Origin of the sequence: Streptomyces sp. NPDC050636, assembly GCF_040654775.1 — a bacterium.
Classification (GTDB): Bacteria; Actinomycetota; Actinomycetes; order Streptomycetales; family Streptomycetaceae; genus Streptomyces.
Window position 1 is genome coordinate 40,927 of sequence record NZ_JBFAIP010000037.1, and the last position, 25,851, is coordinate 66,777.

Sequence of the window (25,851 nt, forward strand, 5' to 3'; positions counted from 1 at the left end):
CCACTTGGCTGTCAGAAAAAACCTGCCGCGCCGCAATTGGTACCTCGATCAGCGGGAGTACTGGCCTTACGGGAATAGCGGATATCTCAGGGAAATCCTTATCGCCCACATAGATGAGCACTCAAGGCAAGCACCAAAAGACAAGCACACAAGATAAGCGTCCAAAGAACCCGTGATAACAAGTCACGCGTCACCCAGAAATGAGTACGCCATGCCGTCCCCGCACGAGCGGGCCGCATTTCAGACGCTATGCGGCGGGACGTGCGGCGGGCTTAGATAGGGCTTAGATAGGGCTTAGATAGGGAGTAGAGATAGCGTAGAGAGGGTGTAGAGAAGGAGAGCCGCACCGTTCTTCAGGCCACGGAACCGCCCCCGCCCATTCGGGAGATTCCCCGTGCCCGGTTCCGCACTCCCGTGTCACCGCGTCCGGTTCAGCGCGGCGAACGCGCCGCAGCACAGCGCAGCCAGTACGGCGCCCGCGCCCAGCAGCGCCGGGACGGCGAACGCGCCGGACAACAACGTGACGACGTAGGGCGCGAACATGCCGAGATAGGCCAGCGTCCACAGCACCGAGGTCAGCCGGGCCAGCCACTCCGGCGGAGCGAGTGCGGCGACCTCCGTGAGGCCGAACGCCAGCGCCAGCCCGTACCCCGCGCCCAGCACGGCCGCCGCGACCAGTGCCAGCACCGGCTGTGCCGCCGACGCCGCCGGTACGGCGAGCGCGAACCCCAGGGCGACCGCCGCGAGTCCGGCGGTCCCGGTGGCCGCCCGGTGCCGCGCGGCCAGCCGCCGGGCCAGCGGCTGAACCGCCATCCCGGCGCCCGGCACGACGGCGGTGGCGATCCCGGCGTAGACGGTGCGCCATCCGTCGAGGCCGCCGTCGACCAGCCCGGGCAGGGTGGCGAAGCCGATGGTCGGGGCGGCGAAGATCCAGGGGGCGAGCGGCAGTACGGCGCGGCGGAAACGGGACCAGTCGACGGGCGCCGTGCCGCGCTGCCCCGCAGCGGGCTCCTCGGGGCGGGTTTCCGGCGCGGTGCGGGCCGCTGCCCAGGCACCGGCGGCCAGCACCAAGTGCGGCACATACGCGGCCACCATCGGATGCGGTGCCCACTGGGCGATCAGCGAGGCCACCAGCCCGCCGGAGGCGAAGCCCGCCGAGACGAACAGCCCGGACCGCTTCGCCGCGGCCACCGGCGCGATGTGCGACGCGTGGGGCGGGCCGGACAACTCCTTGACCCACGCGCTGCCCGCCGCGAGCAACGCGCCTGCGCCCAGCCCGGTCAGGAACCGGCCGAGAAAGAGCCATCCGGTGGCGGACGTGCCCGCCATCAGCAGACAGGTGGACAGCAGATTGACGGCCAGCGCGGTCAGCGCCACCGGGCGGCGGCCGCGGCGGTCGGCGAGCGGGCCGCCGATCAGCAGCCCGGGTATCAGGCCGATCACATACAGCGCGAAGAGCCCGGTAACCGTCGACTCGGGCAGGCCCAGCTCGGAGCGGTAGGTGCCGAGCAGCGCGGAGAACTGGTTGGCGCTCCAGCCGGAGGCCGTCATCATCCAGGCCGCGCGCAGCCCGAGGCGTCGCATGCGGGGCGCGGACTGCGCCCCTGGGGCGGAAGGGGTGGGCCGAGTGGAGATTCCTGTGCTCATAGCGGTCAGTTCTACGGATCGCCGCACCGCTCGCGCAGCCCGCGTTCACGAATCGTGAACGCCCGTATCGCCAGGTCAGAGGGCCGGCCTAGGGTGGCTGCCGGGCCCGGCCATAACCCATCGGACAGGCCCTTAAGCTGGCCGCATGGATCTTCGACTGCTGTCATCGTTTCTGGCAGTGGTGGAGGAAGGCCACTTCGGCAGGGCGGCCAAGCGGCTCTTCCTCTCCCCCGCCGCCGTCACCCAGCATGTGGGGCGGCTGGAGAACGAACAGGGCACGCAGCTGCTCCACCGCAACCCGGTCTCCCCCACCCCCGCGGGCCGGCGACTGGCCGGCCACGCCCGTACGCTGCTCGCCATCACCGACGCCGCACAGAACGACATGGCCGAGTTCATCCGCCCCTCGGCCGGGACACCGCGGCCGCTGCGTGTCGGCATCATGGGGCACGGCTCGGCCGAGCTCACCCCCGCCGCGGTCAACGCGTTCCGCCGGGCACGCCCCGACGTCCCGGTCGAGCTGCGGCAGTTGGACTTCACGGAGCACTCCTCGGCGCTGGTGGAAGACCGGGTGGACGTGGCGTTCGTCCGCCCCGCGCCGGACGACGAACGGGTTGCCACCGACACCCTGACCACCGAGCAGCGGATCGTCGTGGTGCCGGACTCCTCGCCGCTCGCGGCGGCGCGGGACGAGGGAGTGCGCGTCGCCGACGTGGCGGACCTCCCGTTCTTCCGGGTGCCAGGGCACACGCCGCGCACCTTCACGGACTATCTCTACTTCGGTGACGAGGCCCGGCGGCGCAGCGCGGATGTCGCACTGACGCCGCAGGAGGTGCTGACCGGTGTGGTCGCCGGGCGCGCGGCGGGCTCGGGGCTGAAGTCCTTCGCGCGGTATTACGCCTGGCCGGGAGCGGTGTTCGTGCCCGTACTGGACGCCCCGTGGGAGAGCAGCTATCTCGCCGTACGCGTAGGAGAGACCCTTCCCGATGTAGCGGTGTTCCGCGGGCTGACGGTGGCGCTGGCGCGGGAGCTCGGGCCGCGCATCGGACGGTGAGGTGCCGACTCCGGACGTACGGGAGACAACCCGCCATGCGGGACCGTGAGTTCATCCGCTGCTGGGCAGGCGGACGGCGTCATGGCCTGCGCACGTTGCGCTCGCCATCCGCTAGAGCCAGGTCGCGGGCGAGGTGCGCACGACGCAGGCCATGCTGTGCATGGGCTCAGCGGAAGGCTGCGGTGTTCTCCGAAGCCCACTGCTGAAACGGCCTGGCCGGGGAGCCGGTGACCCGCGACACCGTGTCGCGCACCTTCAGCAACGCGTCGTTGACGTCGCCGCCCATCAGGTCGAGCACCGCATCCGCGGTCCGGTCTCCCATGAAGGAGGCCATCTGCCGGTGGGCTTCCCCTCGGCTGATCCCGACGACGGCCACCTCGTGCCCCAGAGCTGCCGCGATGGCGTCGACCTGCTGCCCGGCAGTGATCCGTGCCGGCCCCGTCAGCGCATACGTCCGCCCTTGATGCCTCCGGTCCGTCAGCGCCGCTCGGGCCACCGCCGCGATGTCCGCGGGGTGGATGGTGGGAAGCCCGACGTCCGGATACGGCACGCGGACCGTCCTGTGCTCGCGGACCGACTCCGCCCACCACAGGGTGTTCGAGGCGAACTGCGTCGGCCGCAGAATCGTCCAGGCCATGCCGCTGGCCTTGAGCAGCCGCTCGACGGCCAGGTTCTCGCCGGCGGCGGGCAGGTGCGGATGCGTCTGAACCGTGATGGACGACACGAGCACCACATGCTCCACACCTGCTTGCCGGGCCGCCGCGAGGACGTCGGCTTCTGCGCCCATGCCCGACACCAGGAACAACGAACGCACGCCGTCCAACGCGGACTTCAGTGATTCCGGCCGCGTGAGATCGCCCTCAACAGCCTCCACCCCTTCGGGGAATGAGACCCGGGCCACGTCGCGGGTCAGACCGCGCAGAGGCGTGGCACCGCGCAGATGCAGCTGCCTCAGCAGTGCACTTCCGATGTTTCCGGTTGCGCCGGTCACGAGGATCATCGTTGGCTTCTTCCTGTCGTCAGCTGGTGATCACGCCTACGACACGCTAGAACCTCAAGCGCACTTCGGGTCAACGGCGAAGACGGCGGCGCCCCGCTGCCGTTGCTGCACAAACCGAGAGGCAGTCGCCACCGGGCGACCGTCAGCCGACCCCCGCCGAGCTCTCGACTGCGTCCCTGACGAGGTGGCCACCGTCGTACTCGCCCTGCTCGCCGGCCTGGCCACCCGCCTCATCGCCGGCGAACCCGCCCTGGCCTTGCCCGACGCCCGACGCCCGGCGCCTCGCGGGCCGGCAGCTCGCCCTGGCCGTGGGATTCCCCGGCGAACTCCCCTTCCAGCCCCTCCCCCCACAACCGGATCGGCCCCCCGTCACCGAAGCACCGGCCGGAACCACCCCACCGGACCGTCCGCCCCGACGCGGGGCGTCGCGGACGAGACAGGGAAAACGACACATCGAGGTGGATCCGCCCCATCAGCCGCAGCCCCGGGTCAGGAAGTTCACCGAGGCGGAGGGCGCCAGAACCCGGTGTTCCGATATCGCCACCAGTACAAGACGGTGTAGTCGTCGGGCCATGCGGCGAGTTGGACGGCCTGGGGCTCGAAGTGGTCGCGTTCAGGATCGATGGGGCGCCAGCTCGGGTCCAACGGCTCGCCGTCCATCGCTGGGCGGACGTGTTCCAGCGACCGTTCGTCGCATGCTCCGTAGTCCTGGAAGTTCTGCTGGGCCTCGATCAGCGAAGTCCGGTTGGCGCCAACAGGCCAGTCGGGCCAGCGCAATTGCACAGCGTCGTCTTCCCAGAAGCAGACCGGGCAGATCTGATACGAGCCGGGTGGCTCCGCCATGGTCAGGCGGCCGCAGCACACGCAGGGATACGTCAGGATCACGCCCGTCATCCTGCCCGACACCTATGTGCAGGCCCGACGGCCGGCAAAGGTCATCCGGCGAAGCGGCGGACGTAGCGACTCTGCCAGGGGGTTTCGACGGCCCGGTGGTCGTAGTTCCCGCGGACGAATTCCACTGCCTGGTCGGCCGGTACTCCGTCCAGGACGGCGAGACAGGCCAGGGCTGTGCCGGTACGGCCGCGGCCTCCGCCGCAGGCGATCTCGACACGTTCGGCGTCGGCGCGGCCCCATGCCTCACCGAGGATGGCTTGGGCCTGTGTGTGACTGCTGGGAAGCCGGAAGTCCGGCCAGCGCAGCCACCGGACCTCCCACGGGACCTCGGGAGGCTGCTTGCCCAGCAGATAGACGGCATAGGTGGGCGTCGGCCCGGCCGGAAGCGGTCGGCGGAGCGCGCGGCCCCGGACCAGGCGTCCGGACGGCAGCCGTAGGACACCAGGGTCAGTAGCCCTCCAGGTCTCGGTCACCCGTTCACCATAGTTGCATCGGGCCGGGGCGGGGTTGGCCGCCCACGTGCCATCCACCGCCCGCCCGAAGAGAGCTAATTCACTCATGAGCCGGACAAGGCTCGGCCACGTGAGGACAAGGCTCGGCCACGTGAACCGCACAGTGCGTCAGACAGTCGGACAGCCAGTCAGCCAGCTGGCCGGCCGTGCCGGATCCGCTCAAGACAGAGCCTGCGCAGCAGCACGTTCGCGGGCGGCTGCGGCCCGTGCCGGGTCGCCGAGCTGTTCCTCCAGCCGGGCCTTGGCCGACCAGTTGTACGGGCAGACCGGGCGAAGCCGGCTGCGTTCGCTGAGCAGGGTCCTGGCCAGGTCGGTGCGGTCTGCACGCAGGGACGCTTCGACAAGCGTGCGCTGGATCGCGTCCCGCTGGGCGTGGCTGCCGCCGAAGAGATGCAGGCGGTGGCGGACGGGCAGCAGCAGATCCGTGGCAAGGCCGTAGTCGTGCTGTCCGTAGGCAATCAGTGCGCGGCAGACCGGCAGACCGATCTCGGCTGTCATGGCGCGGTTGGAGACACGCGGTTGCCCCGCGACCCAGCGTTCTCGGTCCTGGACAAGGCGCTGTGCCTGGGCGATACGGCCTGCACCCACGTACGCCATGACCGCGTGCGCGTCGTTGAAGGCGTAGTAGGGGCCGTCGTGGCGGCGCTCCCAGGCGTCGGCGAGCCGGGCCCAGCGTGCACTGTGCTGATCCCGGGCCAGATACAGCCGCCACAGCAGGGCCGCGGCATCCAGTAGTTCCATCGCCGCACCCGTCGACTGGTCGTGGTGAAGCGCGGCGTCGTAGATCTCAAGCACCCGGGCGGTGTCGCCGGCCTCCAGGGCGTAGAGGGCGTAGTGCCACCAGTTGTGGACGGTGAGTAAGCTGCCGCTCGCCCAATGGCCGGTGCGGGCGTCCATAAAGCGGATGCCGTCCGTGAAGCGTCCCCGCATCTCGTAGGTGTGCACCACGCTGTGAATCCCCCACACATCGTCGGGATGCTGTGCGAGGGCTGCCAGGCCGGTCTCCTCTGCATGTTCGTAATGTCCCGATTCCTCCAGGCCGAACGCGTACATGCCGAGCAGCGGCCCGTGGTGGGGATCGTTCTCGTCCCAGGCGTCCAGGGCTCCGCCGATACGGTCACGCAACCGCTGGGCGTCCCCGGTCAGGAAGTCGTGCTGATGGCCTGCGAAGAGTGCCAGCGCATCGCGCGGGAAGGCGACGGTGAGGTCACCGAGGGTGCGGCCGGCGCCGTGCAGGTCACCGTCCAGCCATGCCGTCGCGGCGGCGACGTGCATACGCTCCCGCGGCGTCAGCCGCTGCGTGTCCAGACCGGAGCGGAAGCGGCTGAAGCCGTCCCGCGCCACAGCCGCGTCCTTCTCCTCGCACCCCAGCACCCCCAGATACGCGGCCAGCGTCTGCCCCATCACCGACTGCGGTGAGGCGGCGAGGACCGACTGCGACGTCTCAAGGACCCGAGGCCGGAAGAACAGCAGGTCGTCCAGGGCCTGTTCGTAATGGAGGAGGGCCTCGGCGCCAGTAGCGCTCATTTCGTGCCCGTGCCGGTCTGCTGTCATGGTGACTCCTCGCGGTGGGGACGGGGGGACTGGACAGGTGTGGAGGGCGCGCGACAGGCCCGGCGGCTGACGCTGGATTCATATGTACCCGGTCCCCGGGTGCGCCGACGGCAGATATCCGGGCGATCAAGGGAAGCGAACGCACGGCTCCACTGCCGGCTGTGCCGTACCGCAGGGATCTCACCCAGGCCCGCCTGCCGTCCTCACGGGGTCGGCAGACGCATCGCCAGCAAGGGGCCGTGCTGCTGCGCTCCGTAGACGTCGCATTCACCGACGTTCCCGGAGACGAGGGGACGGCGCAGGTTGATCTTCACGGCCTTCGCCGGATCGTAGAAGATCGGCTCGCTGACGTCGTCGACAGGCACCCGGTAGAGCTCCGCCACCAGGTCTCGGTTGACGGCCCGTTGCTGCTTGACGAGGTCGTACTGGTCCTGGGCCGTGAAGATGATGTCGATGGTGAGCTCGTACGGTCCGGAGTTCTTGCTGCGGATGACGTCGGCGAGTTCGGTCAGCGGAGCGGTCACTGCGGAATCTGCCGTCACGACAGGCCTCCCTAGTAGTCGAGGTAGGTGATCGGGAACAGCGCGAGCGGATCGTCGGTCGCCATCAGGTGGTAGACACTCCACTCGTAGACCTCACCGGCGTGGAAGTCGGACGGCGAGTAGGGGAAGGCCAGGTTGCCGGCCGTGGACAGGCGTCCGGGGTAGCCGAAGTGCAGCATCGTGGAGCGGGCGAAGCCACAGAGCGTGTCGGCGAGGTGCTGGCTGTCGGCGACCGCCTCGATGACGATGCCGACCTCGTGGCCTGCCGGCCGGGGTGACGGTTCGAGAGTGCCCATGCAGCCGTCGGCCCCGTAGACGCGGACGAGCAGGTCGTAGCTGTCGGGTGGGATGTCGGGGAAGTTGTCCGCCACGCGGTCCCGTACGCCCTGGACGATCGTGTCGATCTCGCGGATGAAGAACGGGTCCCGGGCGCCGGCCACCGACACGGTGCGGTAGCCACGCAGCCGGGCTCCTTCGAGCTTGACCGCGAAAGGCTGGGCGATGTGGCGGGAGCCGGATACCCGCACGCTGCGCTCGTCCTCCGGAGTGAAGACGCAGTCGCTGAGGTCCAGGTAACCGCCGGGTCCGGGCAGGCGGTAGGGGTCGCTCTTCTCGTAGAGCGTGTGCGCGGCCACCGAGGTGGGGGTACACCGCCGGGCCGGGTTCAACGGCTCAAGGACGAAGTGGTCTTGGCGCAGCGTGCCGAGCATGCAGTCGCTTCCGCTGCCGGGCAGGGCGGCGATGGCTGCACATTCCAGGATCTTGCTCATATGCAGGGCCAGTCCCTCGTCGAAGCCGTGCAGCAGCGGCACCGCGGCGAAGACCGCCGGATCGTAGGCACGCCCGGCCAGGACCACGTCGGCGCCGGCGCGCAGAGCGGCTACGAGCGGTGCGGTGCCCATCTGCGCCACCAGGTGCGTGCTGGCACGGACGTCCTCGGCGGTGAGCTGCGGGCCGTGCGGAACCGCGCTGATCCTGCCGTCCCGCAAGGCTTGCAGTACGGTCTCCCGGTCGATGTCGGCGGGGATGACGGCCGCGCGCAGCCGGAGCCCCTGCCCGGCCGCGATCTCGTCGACGATGTCACGGAGCCAGGCCAGGTGGGGCGCGGCCCCGGCACCGCCCGCGGACCCGATGACCACGGGGATCCCCAGGCTCTGCCCGGCGGTGATCATCCGCTCCAGGTCGCGCTTGACCGCCGTACGGTCGGTGAACGATTCGCCCGCGCCCAAGTAGTACGGGCCGGGGTCGCTGGAACCGGCGTCGGCGGCGATGACGTGCGGTCTGCGGGCCAGGCCCGCTTCGAACGACTCGTCGGGGAATCCATAGCCCAGGATCGCCGTCGCGGACAGCACACGGATCTCGTCCATCGCGCCCTCCTGAAGGTGGTGGTCGGGAGTGGGTAGTGGGACGTTGGTAGTGGGACGTTGGTCGTCGGAAGTCGGTGATCGGAGTTGTCGGGAGTTGTCGGGAGCTGTCGGCGGCTGCGGCATCTTGGGGTACCGCCGGTCTGTGTGTACGCATGCACCGTTGGCGCGGCCAGCGAACAGTACGTTGTCGATGGACCTGTTGCCCATGCCGACACCGGCGGCCGCATCGATCGCCAAGCAGAAGTGCCAAAAACGGCGTGCGCCGCAATATCCACTGGGATAGCGTCAGCGCTCATGCCTACTCCCCGCATTCGCCCGCCCTACGACGCCGACGAACGGACCCAGCTTGTCGGCTGGCTCGATTTGCATCGGGCGATCATTCGCTGGAAGTGCGAAGGCCTGTCAGAGGCGGATGCCCACCGCTCCCTTCTTCCGACCTCACCCCATATGACCATGGCGGGCCTGGTGTCCCACATGCGCTGGGTCGAGCACCTTTGGTTCGAGGTCCTCCTTCTCGGCCGACCGGCCGAGGGGCCGCGTTTCGATGACGAGCCCGAGGATGCCGACATGATGGTCGATGGCGTCCCCATCGCCCAGCTCCTCGCGGAGTACGACCGGCAATGCGCCGTGTCGAACGAGATCATCGCGGACCGTTCCCTGGATGAAGTGGGCAAACACCCGGACTTCGATGCCTCCGCCGCGACCCTTCGATGGATCATGTTTCACATGATCGAGGAGACCGCCCGGCACGCCGGTCATATGGATACCATCCGGGAACTCCTCGACGGCGAAAAGGGCTACTACTAACGGGGGCCGTGGCGGCCGGGGCGATAAGCCATTCCGTTCATGGCCGGAAGCCGCGACGGGGTCCGGGCCGCAGTCGGCCTGGGCGGGCACCTTATGCTGAGGGCGATGTTCGCAGCCCAAGGCCCCACATTCCGTGAACTCGCCGTCCAGGCGCTGTCCTCCGTCGAGCGCGGCTATGACCTGCTCGCCCCGAAATTCGACCACACTCCGTTCCGGACCCCGGAGTCGGTGCTGACTCCCGTCTCCCGGGTACTGCGCAGGCTGGGGCCGTTCGGCAGTGGTCTCGATCTGTGCTGCGGCACCGGAGCCGGCATCGACGTACTGCGGCAGGTGTGCCGGGAACGGGTCACCGGTGTCGACATCAGCGCGGGGATGCTCGCCGCGGGCCGCGCCCGTGCACGGATGACCGCCGCCGCGCCACGCGTGGAGTGGGTGCGTGCGGATGCACGGGCCCTTCCGTTCGGGCCGGTCTTCGATCTCGTGGTGAGCTTCGGCGCGTTCGGGCATTTCCTGCCCCGAGAGCGGCCGGGGCTGTTTGCGCAGGTTCACTCCGTACTGCGCCCCGGCGGCCGGTTCGCCTTCCCGATCGTTGCGCCGGCCCGACCGGGGACGCCCGACTACTGGACGTTGCTGGCCTTCGACGCGGCAATGCGGGTCCGCAACGCGCTGTGGCACCCGAAATTCGTCATGTACTACCGGACGTTCGGCCTCACCGACGTGCGCGCCGAGCTGGCTCGGACCGGATTCGACGTACAGCTGCACGCACTTCCGGAGCTTGGCCAACGCCCCGACGGCAGCCCTCGGTGCCGGTTGGTGGTGGCCACTCGGGGCCGGCTGACCTGACGCTGCCTCCGTTTCGTTTGACCCGATGAGCCTGTTTCGTCATCAACTACAACTTTGCCGATTCTTGGTGTAGTTGACTCACATTTCACTCCAGTCTCAAACGCAACAGCGACGAACACCACACTCCGGAATCGTCGCTTCCACGAGGCTGGGCGAGAGGCAACAGCAAGATGACGAAAAGCAGAACGATCCGCTACGGGAGCCGGCTGATGGCGCTGTCCACGGCGGCATTGGGTTTGGTCGCGGCGATGGCCGTACCGGCCGCCGCTGATGACGGACCCACTCGGGAGCAGCTGATAGCCGACTGCGCTTCCGGCGAAGGGAAGTGCAGCTTCAACGAGCCGAAGCTCGGCACGGCGTACCTCGGCGACTTCCGTCAGGTCTCCAACTCCCTTTATAACTGCAGCACTTCGGACGCCACACAGTCGATGGGCTGGGCGGACACGGTGGGCTCGACGGACTCCGCGGGCGTCTCCGTCACCGCCGGCGGAAAGATCGCCGGCCTCATCGACCTGAGTGTCACCGCGACCTACAGCCACACCTGGTCGAGCTCACACACCGAGAACAGCTCCATGAACATGACGGTGAAGCCCGGTGAGGTGGGCTGGATCTCCCGCGCGCAGGTGATGCAGACCGTCTCGGGCACATGGCAGACGCACTACGACAGCCCGAAGTGGGACCACTACTTCTGGTACGTGCCGGATACGGTCACCGGTCCCGCGCCCAACGGCACGGACGGGCAGAGCAATGCGGTGATCGTCAAGACGCGCAAGATGACCACCGCGGAGCAGAACTCCTGCTCGTCCGATGCGAAGCAGGGCCGCGCGGTCGTGGTGAAGCGCTGACCATCGAGGGCTGACGAGCGAGGGCTGACCATCGAGAGCCGGCCATCGAACCGGTCGTGGCCAACCGATGCGGTCGGGGCCATCGGCCGCACTGCCTCCCGTCCCCACAGGGCGGGAGGCACGCACTTTGGCTACGGCCTCCTGGTCGGGCCCATCACGGACAGGTCATCAGGTGGCGCACGGCCACAGCCGCGTGGAGGGCGGTGCCGGTGGCCAGCGCGTCCTCGTCGAAGACGACGCGGCTGGAGTGACAGTCCGGGGCACCCTCGGCCGGTGCACCGTCGGGACGTGCACCGAGAAAGGCCATCGCGCCGCGCACCCGGCGCAGCACGTAGGAGAAGTCCTCGGCGCCCATGGAGGGTTCGGGCAGACGCTGGACCCGGGCCGGGCCGAGCACGGTGACGGCGGTGTCATGGACGAGGCCGGCGAAGGCGGTGTCGTTGACGACCGGCGGATAACTCTCGGTCAAGTCCACGTCCACGGTCACGCCGTGAGCGGCGGCGACATGGTGGGCGACGCGGGCGATGCCGTCGCGCACCACCTGACGGGTTGCCGGGGACAGCGTACGGAAGGTGCCGTGGATCTCGGCCGTATCGGGAATGATGTTGGTGGTGGTACCGGCCCGGATGGCGGCCACGGTGACCACGGCGGGGTCGAAGACACTGACGGTGCGGGTGACCATGGTCTGCAGGGCCTGGACGATCTCGCAGGCCACCGGGACGGGATCGAGGGCGCGTTGCGGGGCGGAGGCGTGGCCGCTGCGTCCGCGTACGGTCAGATGCATCAGGTCGGAGGCGGCGAACATCGGGCCGGGCCGCAGGTGGACCGTTCCGGTCTCGAAGCGGGTGGTGATGTGCAGGGCGAAGGCCGCGTCGACGCCGCGCCCGTCGGGAGTGCCGAGGACCCCCTCGTCGATCATGTGCTGTGCGCCGCCGCCGGACTCCTCGGCAGGCTGGAACATGAACACCACCCGGCCCGCCAGCTGCGCGCGGCGGGCAGCCAGCAGCCGGGCGGCGCCGATGAGCATGGCAACGTGAGCGTCGTGACCGCAGGCATGCATGGCGCCCGGCACCTCGGAAGCGAAGTCCAGGCCGGTTTCCTCGTGTTGGGGCAGGGCGTCCATGTCGGCGCGCAGCAGGACCGTGCGGCCTGGCCGGGCGCCTTCCAAGGTGGCCACGACGGAACTGAGACGTTCTCCCGTACTCACGCTCAGGCCCAGCCCGTCGAGCGCACGCAGCACGGCCTGCTGAGTACGGGGCAGGTGGAGGTCCAGCTCCGGGACGCGGTGGATGGCCCGGCGTACGGCGATGACGCCGGGCAGAAGGCGGCGTGCCTCGGCAAGCAGCCCGGAAATGCGGTCCTGTCCGTCGGCGGCCGCAGGAGAGGCGTTCACCGGTGCCCTCCGGAAATGTCGTGCCGGGCCTGGTCAAACACGGACTGGTCAAACACGGACTGGACAATCACGGACTGGTCACGGACGGCCTGGTCGAGGACGGACTGGTCACGGACGGTCTGGTCAAGGTGGGAGATCAGTGTGCGCGGCCGCTGCCAGGCTTCGGTCTCGACCGTGGGCTGCGGGTAGTTGAGCACCCATACGGCGTCCATGCCCATGCAGTGGGGCGGCTCGGGCACAGCGGGGAAGGGCGCATACGCCTTCAACACACCGTCCACCCACTGTCGAGTTCGGCGAGGGTTCCGATGAGCAAGTACACGCGCACGGTTACTCCTCCGGCAGTGGCGGTCAGGAGCCGTCGGGAGAAATGACTGCCCCGTCACGCACCACACACAAACCCACGCTGCGGTGCGCTGCCCGGCGCGTCACCAGAGTTTGTCGATTTCGCCGGGAAACAGCTCAATGCGGGTGTGGTGGAAGGCGAGGCGTTCCTTTCGGGCCCGGTCCGAAAAGAAGTCCGCCATGGTGACCTTGTCGAAGCCGGGTTGGTCGCTGGGGAAGGGGTTTTGAGGTGTTCCTCCGGTGAGCACCGTGCCGGGGAGGCGGTGCCATCCCGCGCTCTCGTAGAAGGATTGGAGGGGTCGATCGCAAGTGAAGACTCCCAGGTCCCAATCCAAGTCCAAGTCCAAGCCCAGGTCCAGGTGCCGGTGCCTGTGTCGGTGCCGGTCGAGGTCCAAGTCCAGGCCCGAGGCCGCCATGGCATCGTGGGCGGCGGTCACCAGGCGCCGGCCGTAGCCCTGGCCGCGCGCTGCCTGCCGGGTCACCACCGTGCTCAGCCCTCCGGCCCGGTAGCGCCGACCCGCGTGCACGATCGGCTTGGACAGGATGTCGAGCGCTGCCAGCACCGTGCCGTTGGCCACGAGCAGCATCGACAGGGGCTGCAGCGCGGGGTCGTGATCGTGGGTGAGCTGCGCGCCACCATGGCCCGCTGGGGCTGTGGAGGGCCACGCTTCCTGCTGAAGGTCCCGGACTTGGGCACGCAGTTGGGGCGGGGTGGCCGCTTCGGGGAAGGACATGATCTGCACACGTCGATTGTGGCCGACTGTGCACGAGCTCATGCCTCATCGTTGATCTTGATGCAGAACTCCCCCGTCGTCTTTGGTCGGGTTCCTGGTGCGCGAGTAGCGGGCGGCCGGTGCGGGCTGCCCACAACCGGCCGGAGACATCAGAATCACCGTACGTACCAGGCGCCCCGGCACTGAACACGCCTGCCGTCAACTTCCGCCCAAGCACCCCTCGGACGCGGTGCGGACGGCCGGACAACGGGTATCACCCAAGTAACTCGGGTCGGCCACTCGGCTCGGTCACTCGCGTCGGTCACTCGCATCGGTCATTCACCTTGGTCACTCGGCCAGGTAATTCGCCTTGGTGATCCTTTCGGCAATCCCCTCGGCAATCCACTGCGGCAACGCGCCTCGGCAATCCCTCTTCCCACCCCTCGGCAATTCGCCTTGCGCTCCCGGGAGCTGCTCATGAAGCACACCCACCCCCTGCCCGGCGACATCGGACTCACCCAAATATCAGGCATCACCGGCCGCTTGATCCGCCTCGGCCAGTGGCTCAACGGAGACGGCTTCGCCGACTACCAGCACGCCTTTCTGGTCCTGCCCGACGACCGGCTGCTGGAAGCCGTGCCGGGCGGGGCCCGCGTCAGACCCCTCGCCCAGTACACCGGCGCCAACGTGCTCTACGTCTGCCCGGAACGACTCACCGAGCAGCAGCGCACCGCCATCTGCGACGCGGCCACCCGATACGTCGGAGTGCCGTACAGCTTCCTCGACTACCTCGCGATCGCCGCGCACCGCTTCCACATCCCCCTCCCGGGACTGCGCCGCTACATCGCCAGCACCCGGCACATGATCTGCTCCCAACTCGTCGACCAGTGCTACCTGGACGCCGGCGTCCATCTCTTCGCCGACGGCCGCTGGCCGGGCTATGTGACGCCGATGGCGTTGTACGAATTGCTGGCCGACTGATCCGAGCGGTCGGCCGGGCACTCGGTCACAGGCCGCCGGGCCGCGGGGCCGCCGAGCCGCGGGCACACCGTGGCGAACCACCCGACACGGCCATGGTCAGACGGCTCGGCCGCCCGGCTGCGCTGCCTGGCCTTTTGGGGCGGTACGGATAGCCGTGATGATCTGGCGAGCCCACTCAGCCGGGCTCGGGTCGTCGAGAAGGCCGGCGAGGCGGGTCATGTGGGTGCGCCGTTGCCCGGGTGTCATGGTGAGGGCGCGGTCGAGCGTGTCGACGAGGTCCTGGGGTGAGTGAGGGTCCGTGAGGAGGGCCGCGGGGGCGAGCTGGGAGGCGGCTCCCGCGTGGCGGGAGAGGGTGAGCACTCCGGACCGGCCGGTGGCCGCTTGTACGGCGATGAATTCCTTGGCCGTGAGGTTCATGCCGTCCTGGAACGAGGTCACCCAGAGCACGTCGGCCGCAAGGTAGTGGTCGACCACCTCGGCGAAGGGCAGGGTCCGGGGGATGTAGTCGACCGGTTCCCAACCGCCGGTGCGCCAGGTGCGGTTGAGCTCGGTGATGCCGCGTTCGAGGGCTTCGCCGGTGGTGTCGTAAGCGCGGATTCCCGGTTCGGGCGGCGGGCAGATGAGGCGGAAGCGCAACCGTCCGCGGAGGTCTGGCCGCTTGGCGAGCAGGGCGGCCAGGGCGTGGATCTTCTGCAGTGGGGCTTTGGCGTAGTCGAGGCGCTCCACCGAGAGGACCAGGGCGCACCCGTCGTCACCGTGCCGCTGGGCTGTGCGGGCGTGGGCGAGTGCTTCGACGGTCTCGCGGTCGATGCCCAGCGGATGGATGCCGGTACGGGGTGTGCGGGAGGCGCCGGCGAGAGTCCGCCGGAAGTGGTCGGCGAAGGCGGCGGTGTGGAATCCGGCCCAGTCCAGGCAGGCGAGGGACGCACGGATGCGGGAGGCGGCGGGGATGCGGCCGAATACTTCCGGTGGGGGAAACGGAGTGTGGTGGAACAGGCCGAGGTGCAGGTCCGGCCGTAATTCGTGCAGGAGACCGGGGACGAGCCAGAGGTTGTAGTCGTGCAGCCACACCGTGGCGCCGTGTGCCGCGTGGGCGCTGATGTGGTCGGCGAAGCGTGCGTTCATCGCCTCGTAGTGCGCCCAGGCCGAGGGGGTGAAACGCATCCGCTCGGGTTGGGACATCAGGACAGGCCACAGCGTCTCTTTGCACGCGTGGTGGAAGTACCCCGTCCACTGGGCGGGTGCCACGGGGAGGAACGCCAGCGGGAGACCCGTTCCGTGCGGCTCAGCGGGGAGTGGGTCGCTGCCGACCAGGGAGGTGGCCCAGACGGCGTCCAGGTCCTCGGTGCTGAACAAGCTGCGCAGGGTGGGCAGAATCCCGTTCGGGCTCAGCGGCTGCTGCCAACCGCCGTCGGCGGGTCGCACCGGCGGACGGTGGTAACCGACCACGATGGGGCGGCCACGTTCCACCCAGCCGAGGTCTTCCAGAGCGGACAGAATCGCCGCCGCCCCATGGTGGTGCGGCCGGTGGAGAGCGGCGCTGCGCGGGACCTGCTCGTCGAGGGCGGGCTCGGCATTTCCCATGATCACGCCGTGCGCGCCGAGTTGGAAGAGCGAGAGGTCGTTGAGGGAGTCGCCGGCCACCAGGACCGAGGACATGGGCCATTGGTGCTTACGGGCCAGCAGGAGCAGAGCGTTGCCCTTGCTCGCGGGGGCCGGCAGCACGTCGAAGTAGCGGCCCGCCGAGTACATCCAGCCGCATCCCAGTTCCCGAACCGCGTCGGTGATCTCCGTGGAGATCTGCTCGGGGCGGAGGTAGAAGGAGCAACGGCCGTCCTGGGCCACCCCGTCCTGGTGGCGGAGTTCACCGAAGGAGGCCAAAGCGGCCCGTACGCGTCGCTGACCGGGCCAGCCGGCCCGCAGCTGGCTCTCCAGCAGGTCCACGCGGCTCAGGTCCGTACCGTCGACGACGCTGGCACCGACGTCCGCGATGATCCACCGGGGTTTCGGCACGAGCGGGTCGTTGTGCAGGATCCGCTCGATGGACGGCAGTCCGCGGCCGGTCGCGAACACCACGGTCACTTCGGGATGCCGGTCCAAGGCCGCCTTCAGCCGCCGACGGTCCGTACTGTCGCCACCGAGGAGTGTGCCGTCCAAGTCGGTCACCAACACTCTGGCGCCCGCTCCCGCGGACGCCGGCTCCTCACCCGTCTGCTCGCCGCCCGGTAGCCAAGCCATGCTTCCCCCGCTGTCGTCGGATGGGTAGTCGGATGGAAAGTCGGACCGATATCGGTCACGCGGTCACACGGTCATGCGGTCACACGGTCACGCGCGAGAGCCACCGCTTCGGCCCCACCGTGTTCAGCAGGCGACGCCGGCGGTCAGGCATGCGGCGACACCCAAAAGGCACATGAGTCATAGCCGAAATGTAGGCAGCCACTCGGTAAACAAAACCAGTGAAACGCAGACATGGCCGAAACGCAGGTCGTCGCGTCCTGGCAGCAACTCCTCATGACTGCACGGTCGGCAACCGTCCAGCTGCCGGCGTACCGGCGAGCGCGCCCATTCCTCGTCGCGCGCACGCTCATGGCGGGCGGCATGGGTGAGGGCGTGGGGCATGTGGAGTCGAGCCCGCTCGTCCGATGGGCCGTTCGGGGCGAGCGGGCTCTGCGACGGGTGCCTTCTGACGTGCGAGAACCGTCCCGGCCGCGCGTCGAAATGACGGACTGGGGTCAGGACGCCATGAGCCGAACCATCTCGCGGGGGCGTGATTCGCGCTCGTCATAGGCGAGGTCCAGTCCTGCCGCCTCGACGGCAGCGAACGACGCGGCGAATGCTTCCTCGGACTCCCACTGCACAATCGAAATCACCGCGTCGCCGTCGACGGGCACCCAGCAGTCAGCTGAAAGGCATCCCGGTGTCCGCCGAAATTCCTCAGCGACTCGGTGGACGCGGGAGATGAACTCCTCGCGGTAAACAGCGTGCGGATAGTGGCTTGCCACCATGCCGACCTTCATGATGCTCTCCTTAGAGTTGCTCGATGGTGTTTCTGTGGCCGCGGTATTCGGCGACGCCGACGGGCTCGATCCCTCTTTTGCGTGCGGCCGGGTGCAGTCATCCCGTACTGCGACCGTCGGCGTGCATCTGCCAGGCGTGTCCGATCTTTCGGATCAGTGCCGGGTCCACGATCAGGTGCCGGAGCGGCCTGATCGCGGCCATGTAGACCTTTCCGAACAGCCCGTTCGGCTTCACCAGCACGGCCATCTGGCCTCGGTAGCCACCGGCTTCGTCCGGGACCCAGCCGATGTGCATCACCGTGTGCACGGTCCGGTTGGCCGTCTCCGCCGCCCACTCGTTGTCCGTCAGGTAGACAGGGTTGAACGGAACCGCACGGAATTCCGGTCCGGGTGGAGCGTCGCGGAGATCCGCCGGCAACCTGTCGCGCAGTGTCTGCACCCGTGCACCGATGCCTGCGTCGGATCGGTCCCAGCCGAGCAGCTCCCCGAGCTTCCAGCGGATCGCGAAGAGCGTGCGGGTGGCACCGGAGAACCGCCCGTTGCCGGACGTCATCTGCCGCACCAGTCGCGTGAGGTCGTCAGGACCGCCCGGCGTCGGCAGCGCCCACACGTCCTCAAGCCGGAAGTCGGGCGCGAGGTCGTGGATCCGCCAGGGACGGGAGGCGTGTGCGGTGTTCGGGAGTCTCATCAGTGGATCTCCTTCAGTTCAGGCTGCCGCCGGCTGTCCCATTCGGCCATCAGGGCCATCAGGGCCATCAGGGCCATCAGGGCGAGCCTGTCGAGCACGGGCTGGTCGGGGTGGATCTCGCGGTAGCGCCGGTAGATGTTGACCACGACTCGTTCGGCATCCAGCCAGTCGGCGTACTCGGCCAGATCGACCCCGAACACCGCCTCCTGGAAGTCAAGGCCCCTGGCGTAGGCGGCGTCTGCCTGGTCGACGACGTGGCCGAAGTAGTCGCGGACGGCACGGATCCCGTCGGCGTCCGTCACCGGGCCGTGGCCTGGCACCACGGTCAGCGCGCCGAGGGCGAGTGCGACGACCTCATCGGGCTCGGCGAGTGCTCGCTCGCCCGTCTGCCGCAGCGGGGGCCGAGCAGTTCGATCAGGTTCGTGCCCCGGGGTAGCGCGTGGATCAGGTCACCGTTGATGACGCCGGCCCTGTCGCCGTCGGCCGAGGCGTAAGTGGCGAAGCGCAAAACGATCTCCTGTGTTGGCCAGCATAGAATATTATTGCTAGCACAGAAGGAGGTAGCGTGACAACGCGACGACAGCAGACCAGTCACGAGAGCAGCGAGCTGATCCTCAAGGCAGCGGCGGAGCTGTTCGCGGCGAAGGGCTACAGGCAGACCACGTTCGCCGACGTGGCCGAGCGGTCCGGGATCAGCAGGGGGTCGATCCCGTGGCACTTCGGCAGCAAGGAGGGCCTGCTGCTGGCCGTGCTCGAACGCTCGGTGAACCTGATCAGCACCAGCCTCGACGCGGAGGAGGTGGCAACGGTGGAGGCGGGGTTCGACCGCCTGATGGAGGGCGCCAACGCTCTGCTCGCCCTGCCCACCACCAAGCTCTTCGTCACGCTCCTGGTGGAGGCGCTGGAGCCGGGATCGCCGATCCACAGCCACTACTTGGAGATCCACAACACCCTGCGCGACCACTGCAGACGGTGGCTGGAGCGGCTGCCGCTTGCCCCCGGGCTGTCCGTCGAGGCACTGGCCGTCACGATCATCGGCGCCGGGATCGGCATCCACCAGCAGTGGTTGCTGGCGCCCGACCAGGTCGACCCCGAGAAGGCGATGGCCGCGCTGCGCGCGCTGTTGGCGGGGGCGGTGCTGCCGGTCAGCGAATGAGCAGGCCCTGCGAGGGACGCCAAATGGCCGTCAGGGTTGGCTAGTTCCGCACAAGCAGCGGCATGCGGCGACCCGGATCGTTCATCGGCTGGTGGTGCTGGGTGCCGCTGTCTCCGGCCGCCGCCGCTCGGTGAGGGCGCGCCGCGGCGGCCGGATCGGCGAGTTGCGCGGACAACACCGAGGGAGCAGAACGCGCCGCGGCGAACGGGGCGCGCCCGGCCCCATCACGTATGAAGCCGCGTCATCGCCCCTGCCGTCGCGACGAGTTCGGGAAGTGTCCCGGCAAAGGTCGGCAGCAGCTGGAGACAGACGGACCAAGCCTCGACGTCCGTGCCCAGATGCTCCCGGGTCAGGACCGTGGCCCGGTCGGGCATCGGCTGCCTGTCCACGGCGTCGGGCCGGTCGTCGGCATACCGCCGCAGACAGGCCAGAGCGGCGCGGGCGGGGACGGCGTGGGTCAGCAGGTCTTCGGAGGTGAGCAGGCCGCTCCGGAGGGCGTCACGGATCCAGTCCGCCCCCGACTCGGGAGTGGTCGCCAGGGCAGCCAGCAGCAGTTCGCGGGGGCAGTCCGGGCGCGTCACCAGCTCGTCCAGCAGACGGGAGGGGAGGGCGCCGGTGTGGTGGGCCGTCACAAGCGCGGGCCAGGGCGGCTGATGGCCCTCGGCGAGGAGCTGGCGCAAGCGCGCACCAGGATCGGTGGTCGCGGTGAGGAACTCCGTGAGCTTGGCCGGCGACTCCTCCTCGCCGAGCCGGGCGCGCAGCCGCTCCAGGCCGTCCGGGGCGTCGAGGGCCCGCTCGGTCCACCGCCGTAGCCGCACCGGGAGGCGGTCCATGGCCAGGATCTCCCGTACGGCATCCGGTCCGCCGCGCTCCCATACGGCGACCAGCAGCCGGGCCCGGGTCGCCGGGACATAGAACCGCAGCCGGCCGACGACTGTGCGGGCCACGCCGAGGTCGCCGGAATCCACGCCGGCGATGAACCAGTCTCGGTAGTCGTTGACCGTAACGTCCTTCAGCACCTCGATCAGCTCCTCGGGGACCGGGCGGATGCCACCGCCCCGCAGCCGTCCGGCGAGCATCCGCTCCCGCTCGGACCCCTCGATGCCGGCGTAGCGGAACAACTGGGCGTCCACCGCCGGTTCGTCGAGATCCAGGAGGTAGTCCCGCTGCTCATCCGAGAGGCGGTACGCGGCGGCCATCGCGACCTGGGCGGGGAGTCCGTGGGCGGCCACCACCGCGTCACGGACTTCCTGGGACGGTTCGCCGTACACCAGGAAATGCTGCACGGCCCGAGCGTCGAGATGCGGGATGACGGCCTTCTGAACCTCTTCCGGGGCGCGCCGGAACATGGCGAGGAACGCCGCCCGGGAATTCTCGGCGCGCCCGACCGGGAACTTCGCCTCCTCGCGCCACGGCCAGCTGGTGCGGCGCTTCTTGCGGGAGTCCGTCGAGACGGCGTCCGCGATCAGATCGGCGATGCTGCCGCGTGCGCGCCCTGTCCGGGCGTAGAGCGTCATCCAGTTGACGGGATCACTTCCCAGCCGGGAGAGCAGCCCGGCGAAGGCCTTGCGGGTCGGTTCGTGGTCGTAGGGCAGCGAGTCCAGCACCTCCAGCGCCGGCCCCACTTCGGTCAGGACCCGGTCCACGGAGTACCGGCCCTCGCCTATGCCACGCTTAAGGACGGGCCGGAGGAATATCTCGTCCATTCGTGCCTCGGGCCCCGCGATCACCTCGAACGGCAGCTCGGCACCCTCGAACGAGGTCCCGGCGGGGTCGTTGTGGAAGCTCTCCCTCACCAGGTCGGCGGGGCAACCCTCCCACTTGGTGAGCTGGGGCAGCGGGTTGCCGAACTGATACCCCGACGTGTGGGCGGTCTCCGTGCCGAAGGGGAGGCGCTGGTGCTCGCGCCGGATCAGCTCCCAGTCGAGGCCGTCGGGCTTGGCCGAGGGGGCATCACCGTAGCGGAGGGCCAGCAGGGCGTGGACGTGGTCCGGGTCGGACCACTCCCCGGGGGGCCGGTGCTCCCTCAGGACGGACTCCGGATCGGGGGCGTCGACGGCCTGCCGCAACAGACCCGGAAGCCATGGATGCCCAGGATCCAGGGCCGGTACCTGCTCCAGCAGGCGAAGGTACCGCGTGAACGGTCCGGTGCTGCCCCACTCCGCCAGGAGGCTCAGGCAGGCGTCCACGACGACCGGTGGCGGGAAATGCCGACCGAACACGGCGAGGGCCCCGACGTCCAGCCCGAGGAACCCACTGATCAGGACGGGGAGAAGAAAGGGGCCGGTGGCCTCGTCGTAAAGGGCCGAGAACAGGCCGTCGTCGTCGTACCAGCGCGGATCCGCGAGGTCGGCGGCTTGCAGAAGGGTCGCCAGCAGGCCGGGGATCTCCTTCACCGCACCTCTCGTGTGACCCGAGTCGTCGCGATACACCGCACGCCACAGTGCCAGGCCGACCACTGGATCGCCCATCTCCGCCGCCCCTATGAGCCATTCCTCGGGGTCTATGGTCAGCGCGGCCCGCATCTGCGCGGCGTCCGCACCCAACAGCTCCTCCACCATCTCCTCCGGCAGCCCGAATCGGTCGGCGAGGACGGCCAGCAGCTGCGGCTGCAGCCGCTCGGCCAGCGCGGACGCGGTGTCCGGGTCGGTGAGACTCAGCGCGAGGCAGAGCGCGGAGCGGGAGGTGTCGGACACAGGGCGGATCCCTTCGCGGAGCGGTTGACAGGCAACGGCCTTATGCATCGGCCCATGCACATCGGGCGGTACTCCATTGATCGTGACATGGACCACTGACAACGCCCCGGCACCGCCAAACGGCCCCCTGCGTCGGAAAGTTCGGACAGTTTAGTAGGCCACCCGGCCTCTTTCAGGATCCCGACGCCCCTGGCAAGAGCCGTGGTGCGGCAGCCGGCCGTCATGTGCCTGCCGGGGAGGCGCCGGCCGGGCCGGCCGCAGAGGCGCGCGGAACTCGCCGATCTGCTGCTCCAGATCGCCATCGGGTACGCGGAGACCGAACCCGTGCACCACGAGGTCCGCGCGGCGCACTCGCGGGGGACACCCCGACTGCTCCCTCTTCTCGCCGACCCGGTCCGCGAAGTGCGGCACCGTGTCGCCTACTTGACCGGGATGCGCACCGGGCACGAGGCCCTCGCCGTTCCCGCACTGCGCAAGCGCGCCCTCGCCGAGCCGGACCCGCTCATCGCGGCCGTCCTGACCGGCGGCGTCGCCCGCCTCGACCCGGACGGCTCCGCCGCGTGGCTGTCCGGCGCCCTGCCCCCCCTCCACTCCCCCGCCGTGCGCGCCGCCGCGGCGTGGGGAATCGCCCAGGCCGGGTTCCGTGGAGTCCCGAGGCGTCCACCGCCGTCGCCGAGGCATGGGCGCACGGCGACGTGCTCGATGGCGACGTCATCGAAGGCGAGGAATGGCACTGGTCGGACAACCCGCTGGCCGAGACCCTCGTCGTCATGGCGGACCCGGTCCACGCGGCCGGGATCTGCCTGCGGCTGGCAGTGTCGGAGGACGAGGACACCGCGGAGTGCGGCGCCCTCGCTGCCGTGGGCCTGCTGGAGGAACACCCCCATGCACACCCGGCGTTCGCCGCCGTGATCGCGGCGGCCCGAGCCCACCCGTACGCCGGCATCCGCTCCTACGCCGACGACCTCGACGCCCTGAAACCGGAGGAGGCGGACTGACTGAGGAGGCGGACTGACTCCTGCTTCCGTTGCACGCAGGAGAGACCGACCGTGGCGAGATCCACCCACACCTGTACGTCTTGCCCCTGCGCGGCCTCCGGAGCGTGAGCAGGCAGCGCGACCTCGCGCAGCGGACGCTACTCAGGCGGAGCACCCACCAGCCGCAGAGGGAGCGACTTCAGCCCGTTGATGAAGTTCGACACGAGCCGCTTCGGCTGCTCGGCGACCGTCAGAGTGGGCAGCAGATTGCGTGTCTCCTCGTACAGCGCCCGCAGCTGCAACCGTGCGAAGTTCGCGCCCAGGCAGATGTGCGGGCCGTCGCCGAAAGAGACATGGGGATTCGGAGTACGGGTCAGGTCCAGCCGGTGCGGGGTGGCGAAGGCCCGCTCGTCGTAATTTGCCGAGCCGTGGAAGACGACCACTTTGTCGCCGGCACGTACCGGGCGGCCGGCCAATTCGGTGTCGCACGCCGCGGTCCGGCGGAAGCTGAGCACCGGCGGATGCCAGCGCAGCAGTTCCTCCACGCACGTCGCCGTCTCCACTGCCCCGGTGCGCAGCCCGTGGTAGGCGTCCGGGTGCTGAGCCAGTGCCAGCAGGCCGCCGGGGGCCGCGCTGCGAACGGTGTCATTGCCCGCAATGGTCAGCAGGAAGAAGAACATCTCCAGCTCGGACGTGGCCAGTTCACTGTCCGATGCGAGGACGGTCATGATGTCGTCGCCCGGGTGCCTTCTCTTGTGGGCGGCGAGCTCCCGCGCGAAGGCGAACATGTCCTGCAGCATCGACGGCGAGCGCGGGTTGGCGGGACGGCCGTCCGGGCCGGCTTCGGGCGGGCCTGATTCGTCCGGGTCCTGGTAGCCGATGACGCGCCGGGTCCAGTCCAGGAGCAGCCCGCGTTCGCCGGCCGGCACGCCGAGTAGGTCGGCGAGGTTGAGCAGCGCGAAGTCGTCCGTGACCGCGGTGACGATGTCACACACGCCGTTCCCGGACCGCGCCGCATCGACCGCCGCCGCCAGCAGGCCACGGGCCCGCCCGCGTACGACGGACTCGAAGCGGTCGACCCGGTGACGGGTGAACGCACGGCTGACCGCACGGCGCAGCCGCCCGTGGTCCGGGGGATCCTGGTTGAGCATCATGCGGCGGATGAACGGCAGGTCAGCAGGGTCGGGATCGCGGATCTGGGTGGCGCCCAGGTGCGAGGAGAAGGTGCGTGCGTCCTTGAGGACACGTACGACGTCGTCGTGTCGAGTGACCGCCCAGAAGCCGGGGCCGGCGGGCCAGCCGAGCACCTCGTGCTCCTGCTGCCAGGCCACCGGATGCCGGTCGCGCAAGAGGCGGTACGCGGCGTGCGGCAGCCCGTTCGTGTGGTTGCGTGGGTCGAAGACGTCCGGTACCTGCGGCTCGTTCAGCACACGCTCGCTCCAAACAGGTGACGGAACGTGCCGACAGCAGTCGACCAGCGGCAAACAGCCGCCTCCGACCACCCTGGCCGTAACCTCCCTGCCCCGCAAGGGCATCACGACCGCGCCCCGTCTCCCTCGCCCCCGGCCGACCCGCTCGCCTGTGGTAGCACTGCCCACATGGACGACAAGCCCGCCGAACGCGCCGGATACCACCATGGCTCCCTCCCCGCGGCCCTCATCGCGGCAGCGCTCGATCTCCTTGACGAGCGCGGCCTGGAGCAGGTGACCGTGCGCGAAGTCGCACGCCGCGCGGGGGTGTCGCCTGGGGCGCCGTTCCGGCACTTCGCCGACCGGCAGGCGCTGCTGACGGCGGTCGCCGGGCACATGCTGGCCGACTTCGAGCAGTGGCAGCGCGCCGCGGTCGCAGACGCCGAGGGTCCGGCGATGCGGGCATTCGGCCTGGGCTTCGTGCGGTACGCGATCCGCCACCCGCGCCGTTTCGAGCTGATCAGGACCAGGGTGTTCGGCGCGGGCCAGCCGGCCGAACTGCACCAGCGTCTGTCCGGCATCGAGCAGACCCTCACCGACCTCATCGTCGCGGGCCAGCAGGCAGGTGTGCTGCGCGACGGCGACCCCGCGGTGATGGGCCTCGCCGGTCAGGCGCTGGTCTACGGCCTGTCCCAGATGATCATCGACGGGTATCTGCCGCCGGAGCAGGCGGAACAGCTGGCCGAGCAGGTCCTGGACACCTTCGGCCTCGGCATCGTCAACTCCACGGACTTCCCGGAGCCTTGACGCCCACTCCCGCCGCTGATGTAATCAGCGATTACATCAGCGGCGGAGGCACCCCGATGCGCATACCGCGATTCCCGGACCCCGCGGCCACCGGCACGATGGCCATCCGGGCGGCCCCGGCCGACGCGTACCGCATCATCAGCGACCCGCCCGTCATGATCCGCTTCGCCGAGGAGGCCCACCGTGCCCGCTGGCTGCACGGCGCGAAGGGACCGGCGGTAGGCGCCCGCTTCCGCGGCTACAACCGCAACGGCCTCCACCGCTGGGTCACCACCTGCCGCGTCACGGACGCCGACCCGGGCAGGCGCTTCGCCTACGAGGTGGCAGCGCCGCTCCGAATCCCCATCTCCCGCTGGCAGTACGACATCGCGCCCACCGCCGAGGGCTGCACCGTCACGGAGACCAACTGGCTGCGGGTCCCGCTGTGGTTCATCCCCTTCGCCATCTTGATCACCGGCGTCTTCGACCGCACCGGCGCCAACAACACCAATATCACCACCACCCTGCACCGCCTCAAGACGCACCTGGAGACGGCGCGGGGGCGGCCGGGGCCCCGCGGGGGGGCGGGGGCGGGGGGGCCGCCCGCGGCGGCGGCCGCGCGCGGGCGCCG

27 protein-coding genes are annotated in these 25,851 nt (G+C 69.5%); 9 read left to right on the forward strand and 18 right to left on the reverse strand.

What is annotated here, in order from left to right; all coding sequences use genetic code 11:
• Positions 1-417: 417 nt before the first annotated feature.
• The gene (locus AB0I10_RS24390; RefSeq protein WP_363154722.1) at positions 418-1,584 is read right to left on the reverse strand and encodes an MFS transporter; all 1,167 of its coding nucleotides are present in this window, start codon (positions 1,582-1,584) and stop codon (positions 418-420) included.
• Positions 1,585-1,792: 208 nt separating this feature from the next.
• On the opposite strand from AB0I10_RS24390, the gene AB0I10_RS24395 reads away from it, so the two are divergent.
• Positions 1,793-2,698: a LysR family transcriptional regulator gene (locus AB0I10_RS24395; RefSeq protein WP_363154723.1), complete on the forward strand. Its 906-nt coding sequence runs from the start codon at positions 1,793-1,795 to the stop codon at positions 2,696-2,698.
• 166 nt (positions 2,699-2,864) lie between these two features.
• Here the strand turns inward: AB0I10_RS24395 and AB0I10_RS24400 are convergent, their stop codons facing one another.
• The 6 genes from AB0I10_RS24400 to AB0I10_RS24425 all read right to left on the reverse strand — a co-directional run bounded on the left by AB0I10_RS24400 (position 2,865) and on the right by AB0I10_RS24425 (position 8,567).
• Positions 2,865-3,698, reverse strand: coding sequence for an NAD(P)H-binding protein (locus AB0I10_RS24400; protein ID WP_363154724.1), 834 nt, complete (start codon positions 3,696-3,698; stop codon positions 2,865-2,867).
• A gap of 498 nt (positions 3,699-4,196) precedes the next feature.
• Positions 4,197-4,592: a CPCC family cysteine-rich protein gene (locus AB0I10_RS24405; RefSeq protein ID WP_363154725.1), complete on the reverse strand. Its 396-nt coding sequence runs from the start codon at positions 4,590-4,592 to the stop codon at positions 4,197-4,199.
• 41 nt (positions 4,593-4,633) lie between these two features.
• Positions 4,634-5,065 carry a protein-tyrosine phosphatase family protein gene (locus tag AB0I10_RS24410; RefSeq protein ID WP_363154726.1) on the reverse strand — a complete coding sequence of 144 codons (432 nt, stop codon included), beginning with the start codon at positions 5,063-5,065 and terminating at the stop codon, positions 4,634-4,636.
• A gap of 198 nt (positions 5,066-5,263) precedes the next feature.
• A complete protein-coding gene (locus tag AB0I10_RS24415; protein ID WP_363154727.1) occupies positions 5,264-6,658 on the reverse strand; it encodes a tetratricopeptide repeat protein in 1,395 nt (464 codons plus the stop codon).
• A gap of 203 nt (positions 6,659-6,861) precedes the next feature.
• Positions 6,862-7,200: a DUF4387 domain-containing protein gene (locus AB0I10_RS24420; protein ID WP_363154728.1), complete on the reverse strand. Its 339-nt coding sequence runs from the start codon at positions 7,198-7,200 to the stop codon at positions 6,862-6,864.
• Between the two features lie 11 nt (positions 7,201-7,211).
• Positions 7,212-8,567 (reverse strand): acyclic terpene utilization AtuA family protein, encoded by a 1,356-nt coding sequence (locus AB0I10_RS24425; protein WP_363154729.1) that lies wholly within the window; start codon positions 8,565-8,567, stop codon positions 7,212-7,214.
• Positions 8,568-8,861: 294 nt separating this feature from the next.
• Here AB0I10_RS24425 and AB0I10_RS24430 point away from each other — a divergent pair, with 294 nt between their 5' ends.
• From AB0I10_RS24430 to AB0I10_RS24440, 3 genes are all read left to right on the forward strand, one after another.
• On the forward strand, positions 8,862-9,374 hold the full coding sequence (locus tag AB0I10_RS24430; protein WP_363154730.1) for a DinB family protein: 513 nt from the start codon (positions 8,862-8,864) through the stop codon (positions 9,372-9,374).
• Positions 9,375-9,479: 105 nt separating this feature from the next.
• Entirely contained in the window at positions 9,480-10,217 is a 738-nt protein-coding gene (locus AB0I10_RS24435) for a class I SAM-dependent methyltransferase (protein ID WP_363154731.1), read from the forward strand.
• Between the two features lie 170 nt (positions 10,218-10,387).
• Complete coding sequence (locus tag AB0I10_RS24440; RefSeq protein WP_363154732.1) at positions 10,388-11,062, forward strand: hypothetical protein; 675 nt, start codon at positions 10,388-10,390, stop codon at positions 11,060-11,062.
• A gap of 154 nt (positions 11,063-11,216) precedes the next feature.
• Here AB0I10_RS24440 and AB0I10_RS24445 read toward each other — a convergent pair whose 3' ends face one another.
• The 3 genes from AB0I10_RS24445 to AB0I10_RS24455 form a co-directional block, all read right to left on the reverse strand.
• Positions 11,217-12,455 carry a M20 family metallopeptidase gene (locus tag AB0I10_RS24445; RefSeq protein WP_363154733.1) on the reverse strand — a complete coding sequence of 413 codons (1,239 nt, stop codon included), beginning with the start codon at positions 12,453-12,455 and terminating at the stop codon, positions 11,217-11,219.
• Positions 12,452-12,733, reverse strand: coding sequence for a hypothetical protein (locus AB0I10_RS24450; RefSeq protein WP_363154734.1), 282 nt, complete (start codon positions 12,731-12,733; stop codon positions 12,452-12,454). The genes AB0I10_RS24445 and AB0I10_RS24450 overlap by 4 nt, the downstream gene beginning before the upstream one ends.
• A gap of 147 nt (positions 12,734-12,880) precedes the next feature.
• On the reverse strand, positions 12,881-13,531 hold the full coding sequence (locus AB0I10_RS24455) for a GNAT family N-acetyltransferase (protein WP_363154749.1): 651 nt from the start codon (positions 13,529-13,531) through the stop codon (positions 12,881-12,883).
• Positions 13,532-13,987: 456 nt separating this feature from the next.
• On the opposite strand from AB0I10_RS24455, the gene AB0I10_RS24460 reads away from it, so the two are divergent.
• On the forward strand, positions 13,988-14,491 hold the full coding sequence (locus AB0I10_RS24460) for a hypothetical protein (RefSeq protein WP_363154735.1): 504 nt from the start codon (positions 13,988-13,990) through the stop codon (positions 14,489-14,491).
• A gap of 96 nt (positions 14,492-14,587) precedes the next feature.
• On the opposite strand, the gene AB0I10_RS24465 is transcribed toward AB0I10_RS24460, so the two are convergent.
• The 5 genes from AB0I10_RS24465 to AB0I10_RS24485 form a co-directional block, all read right to left on the reverse strand.
• The gene (locus AB0I10_RS24465; protein ID WP_363154736.1) at positions 14,588-16,729 is read right to left on the reverse strand and encodes an HAD-IIB family hydrolase; all 2,142 of its coding nucleotides are present in this window, start codon (positions 16,727-16,729) and stop codon (positions 14,588-14,590) included.
• Positions 16,730-17,223: 494 nt separating this feature from the next.
• A complete protein-coding gene (locus tag AB0I10_RS24470) occupies positions 17,224-17,508 on the reverse strand; it encodes an antibiotic biosynthesis monooxygenase (RefSeq protein WP_363154737.1) in 285 nt (94 codons plus the stop codon).
• Positions 17,509-17,605: 97 nt separating this feature from the next.
• Positions 17,606-18,196, reverse strand: a complete 591-nt coding sequence (locus tag AB0I10_RS24475; protein ID WP_363154738.1) for a DUF2867 domain-containing protein — start codon at positions 18,194-18,196, stop codon at positions 17,606-17,608.
• Positions 18,196-18,516 (reverse strand): hypothetical protein, encoded by a 321-nt coding sequence (locus AB0I10_RS24480; protein ID WP_363154739.1) that lies wholly within the window; start codon positions 18,514-18,516, stop codon positions 18,196-18,198. Before AB0I10_RS24480 ends, AB0I10_RS24475 begins: the two co-directional genes overlap by 1 nt.
• A gap of 5 nt (positions 18,517-18,521) precedes the next feature.
• Entirely contained in the window at positions 18,522-18,704 is a 183-nt protein-coding gene (locus AB0I10_RS24485; RefSeq protein ID WP_363154740.1) for a hypothetical protein, read from the reverse strand.
• A gap of 57 nt (positions 18,705-18,761) precedes the next feature.
• On the opposite strand from AB0I10_RS24485, the gene AB0I10_RS24490 reads away from it, so the two are divergent.
• Positions 18,762-19,352 carry a TetR/AcrR family transcriptional regulator gene (locus tag AB0I10_RS24490; protein WP_363154741.1) on the forward strand — a complete coding sequence of 197 codons (591 nt, stop codon included), beginning with the start codon at positions 18,762-18,764 and terminating at the stop codon, positions 19,350-19,352.
• 224 nt (positions 19,353-19,576) lie between these two features.
• Here the strand turns inward: AB0I10_RS24490 and AB0I10_RS24495 are convergent, their stop codons facing one another.
• Together AB0I10_RS24495 and AB0I10_RS24500 are read right to left on the reverse strand one after the other, a co-directional pair.
• Positions 19,577-22,048, reverse strand: a complete 2,472-nt coding sequence (locus AB0I10_RS24495; RefSeq protein WP_363154742.1) for a hypothetical protein — start codon at positions 22,046-22,048, stop codon at positions 19,577-19,579.
• A 150-nt stretch (positions 22,049-22,198) separates the two neighbouring features.
• Positions 22,199-22,639, reverse strand: a complete 441-nt coding sequence (locus AB0I10_RS24500; RefSeq protein ID WP_363154743.1) for a hypothetical protein — start codon at positions 22,637-22,639, stop codon at positions 22,199-22,201.
• A 26-nt stretch (positions 22,640-22,665) separates the two neighbouring features.
• On the opposite strand from AB0I10_RS24500, the gene AB0I10_RS24505 reads away from it, so the two are divergent.
• A complete protein-coding gene (locus AB0I10_RS24505) occupies positions 22,666-23,046 on the forward strand; it encodes a hypothetical protein (protein ID WP_363154744.1) in 381 nt (126 codons plus the stop codon).
• Between the two features lie 137 nt (positions 23,047-23,183).
• Here AB0I10_RS24505 and AB0I10_RS24510 read toward each other — a convergent pair whose 3' ends face one another.
• Entirely contained in the window at positions 23,184-24,455 is a 1,272-nt protein-coding gene (locus AB0I10_RS24510) for a cytochrome P450 (protein ID WP_363154745.1), read from the reverse strand.
• A gap of 168 nt (positions 24,456-24,623) precedes the next feature.
• Here AB0I10_RS24510 and AB0I10_RS24515 point away from each other — a divergent pair, with 168 nt between their 5' ends.
• Together AB0I10_RS24515 and AB0I10_RS24520 are read left to right on the forward strand one after the other, a co-directional pair.
• A complete protein-coding gene (locus AB0I10_RS24515) occupies positions 24,624-25,241 on the forward strand; it encodes a TetR/AcrR family transcriptional regulator (RefSeq protein WP_363154746.1) in 618 nt (205 codons plus the stop codon).
• 56 nt (positions 25,242-25,297) lie between these two features.
• Positions 25,298-25,851: SRPBCC family protein (locus AB0I10_RS24520; RefSeq protein ID WP_363154747.1), on the forward strand; the 554-nt coding region annotated here is incomplete at its 3' end.

Coding starts and splice junctions, on each gene's coding strand:
- AB0I10_RS24405 (WP_363154725.1), bottom strand. CDS start 4,592: ATGACGGGCGTGATCCTGACGTATCCCTGCGTGTGCTGCGGCCGCCTG.
- AB0I10_RS24470 (WP_363154737.1), bottom strand. CDS start 17,508: ATGAAGGTCGGCATGGTGGCAAGCCACTATCCGCACGCTGTTTACCGC.
- AB0I10_RS24415 (WP_363154727.1), bottom strand. CDS start 6,658: ATGACAGCAGACCGGCACGGGCACGAAATGAGCGCTACTGGCGCCGAG.
- AB0I10_RS24465 (WP_363154736.1), bottom strand. CDS start 16,729: ATGGCTTGGCTACCGGGCGGCGAGCAGACGGGTGAGGAGCCGGCGTCC.
- AB0I10_RS24400 (WP_363154724.1), bottom strand. CDS start 3,698: ATGATCCTCGTGACCGGCGCAACCGGAAACATCGGAAGTGCACTGCTG.
- AB0I10_RS24455 (WP_363154749.1), bottom strand. CDS start 13,531: ATGTCCTTCCCCGAAGCGGCCACCCCGCCCCAACTGCGTGCCCAAGTC.
- AB0I10_RS24460 (WP_363154735.1), top strand. CDS start 13,988: ATGAAGCACACCCACCCCCTGCCCGGCGACATCGGACTCACCCAAATA.
- AB0I10_RS24425 (WP_363154729.1), bottom strand. CDS start 8,567: ATGGACGAGATCCGTGTGCTGTCCGCGACGGCGATCCTGGGCTATGGA.
- AB0I10_RS24440 (WP_363154732.1), top strand. CDS start 10,388: ATGACGAAAAGCAGAACGATCCGCTACGGGAGCCGGCTGATGGCGCTG.
- AB0I10_RS24390 (WP_363154722.1), bottom strand. CDS start 1,584: ATGCGACGCCTCGGGCTGCGCGCGGCCTGGATGATGACGGCCTCCGGC.
- AB0I10_RS24430 (WP_363154730.1), top strand. CDS start 8,862: ATGCCTACTCCCCGCATTCGCCCGCCCTACGACGCCGACGAACGGACC.
- AB0I10_RS24435 (WP_363154731.1), top strand. CDS start 9,480: ATGTTCGCAGCCCAAGGCCCCACATTCCGTGAACTCGCCGTCCAGGCG.
- AB0I10_RS24515 (WP_363154746.1), top strand. CDS start 24,624: ATGGACGACAAGCCCGCCGAACGCGCCGGATACCACCATGGCTCCCTC.
- AB0I10_RS24395 (WP_363154723.1), top strand. CDS start 1,793: ATGGATCTTCGACTGCTGTCATCGTTTCTGGCAGTGGTGGAGGAAGGC.
- AB0I10_RS24475 (WP_363154738.1), bottom strand. CDS start 18,196: ATGAGACTCCCGAACACCGCACACGCCTCCCGTCCCTGGCGGATCCAC.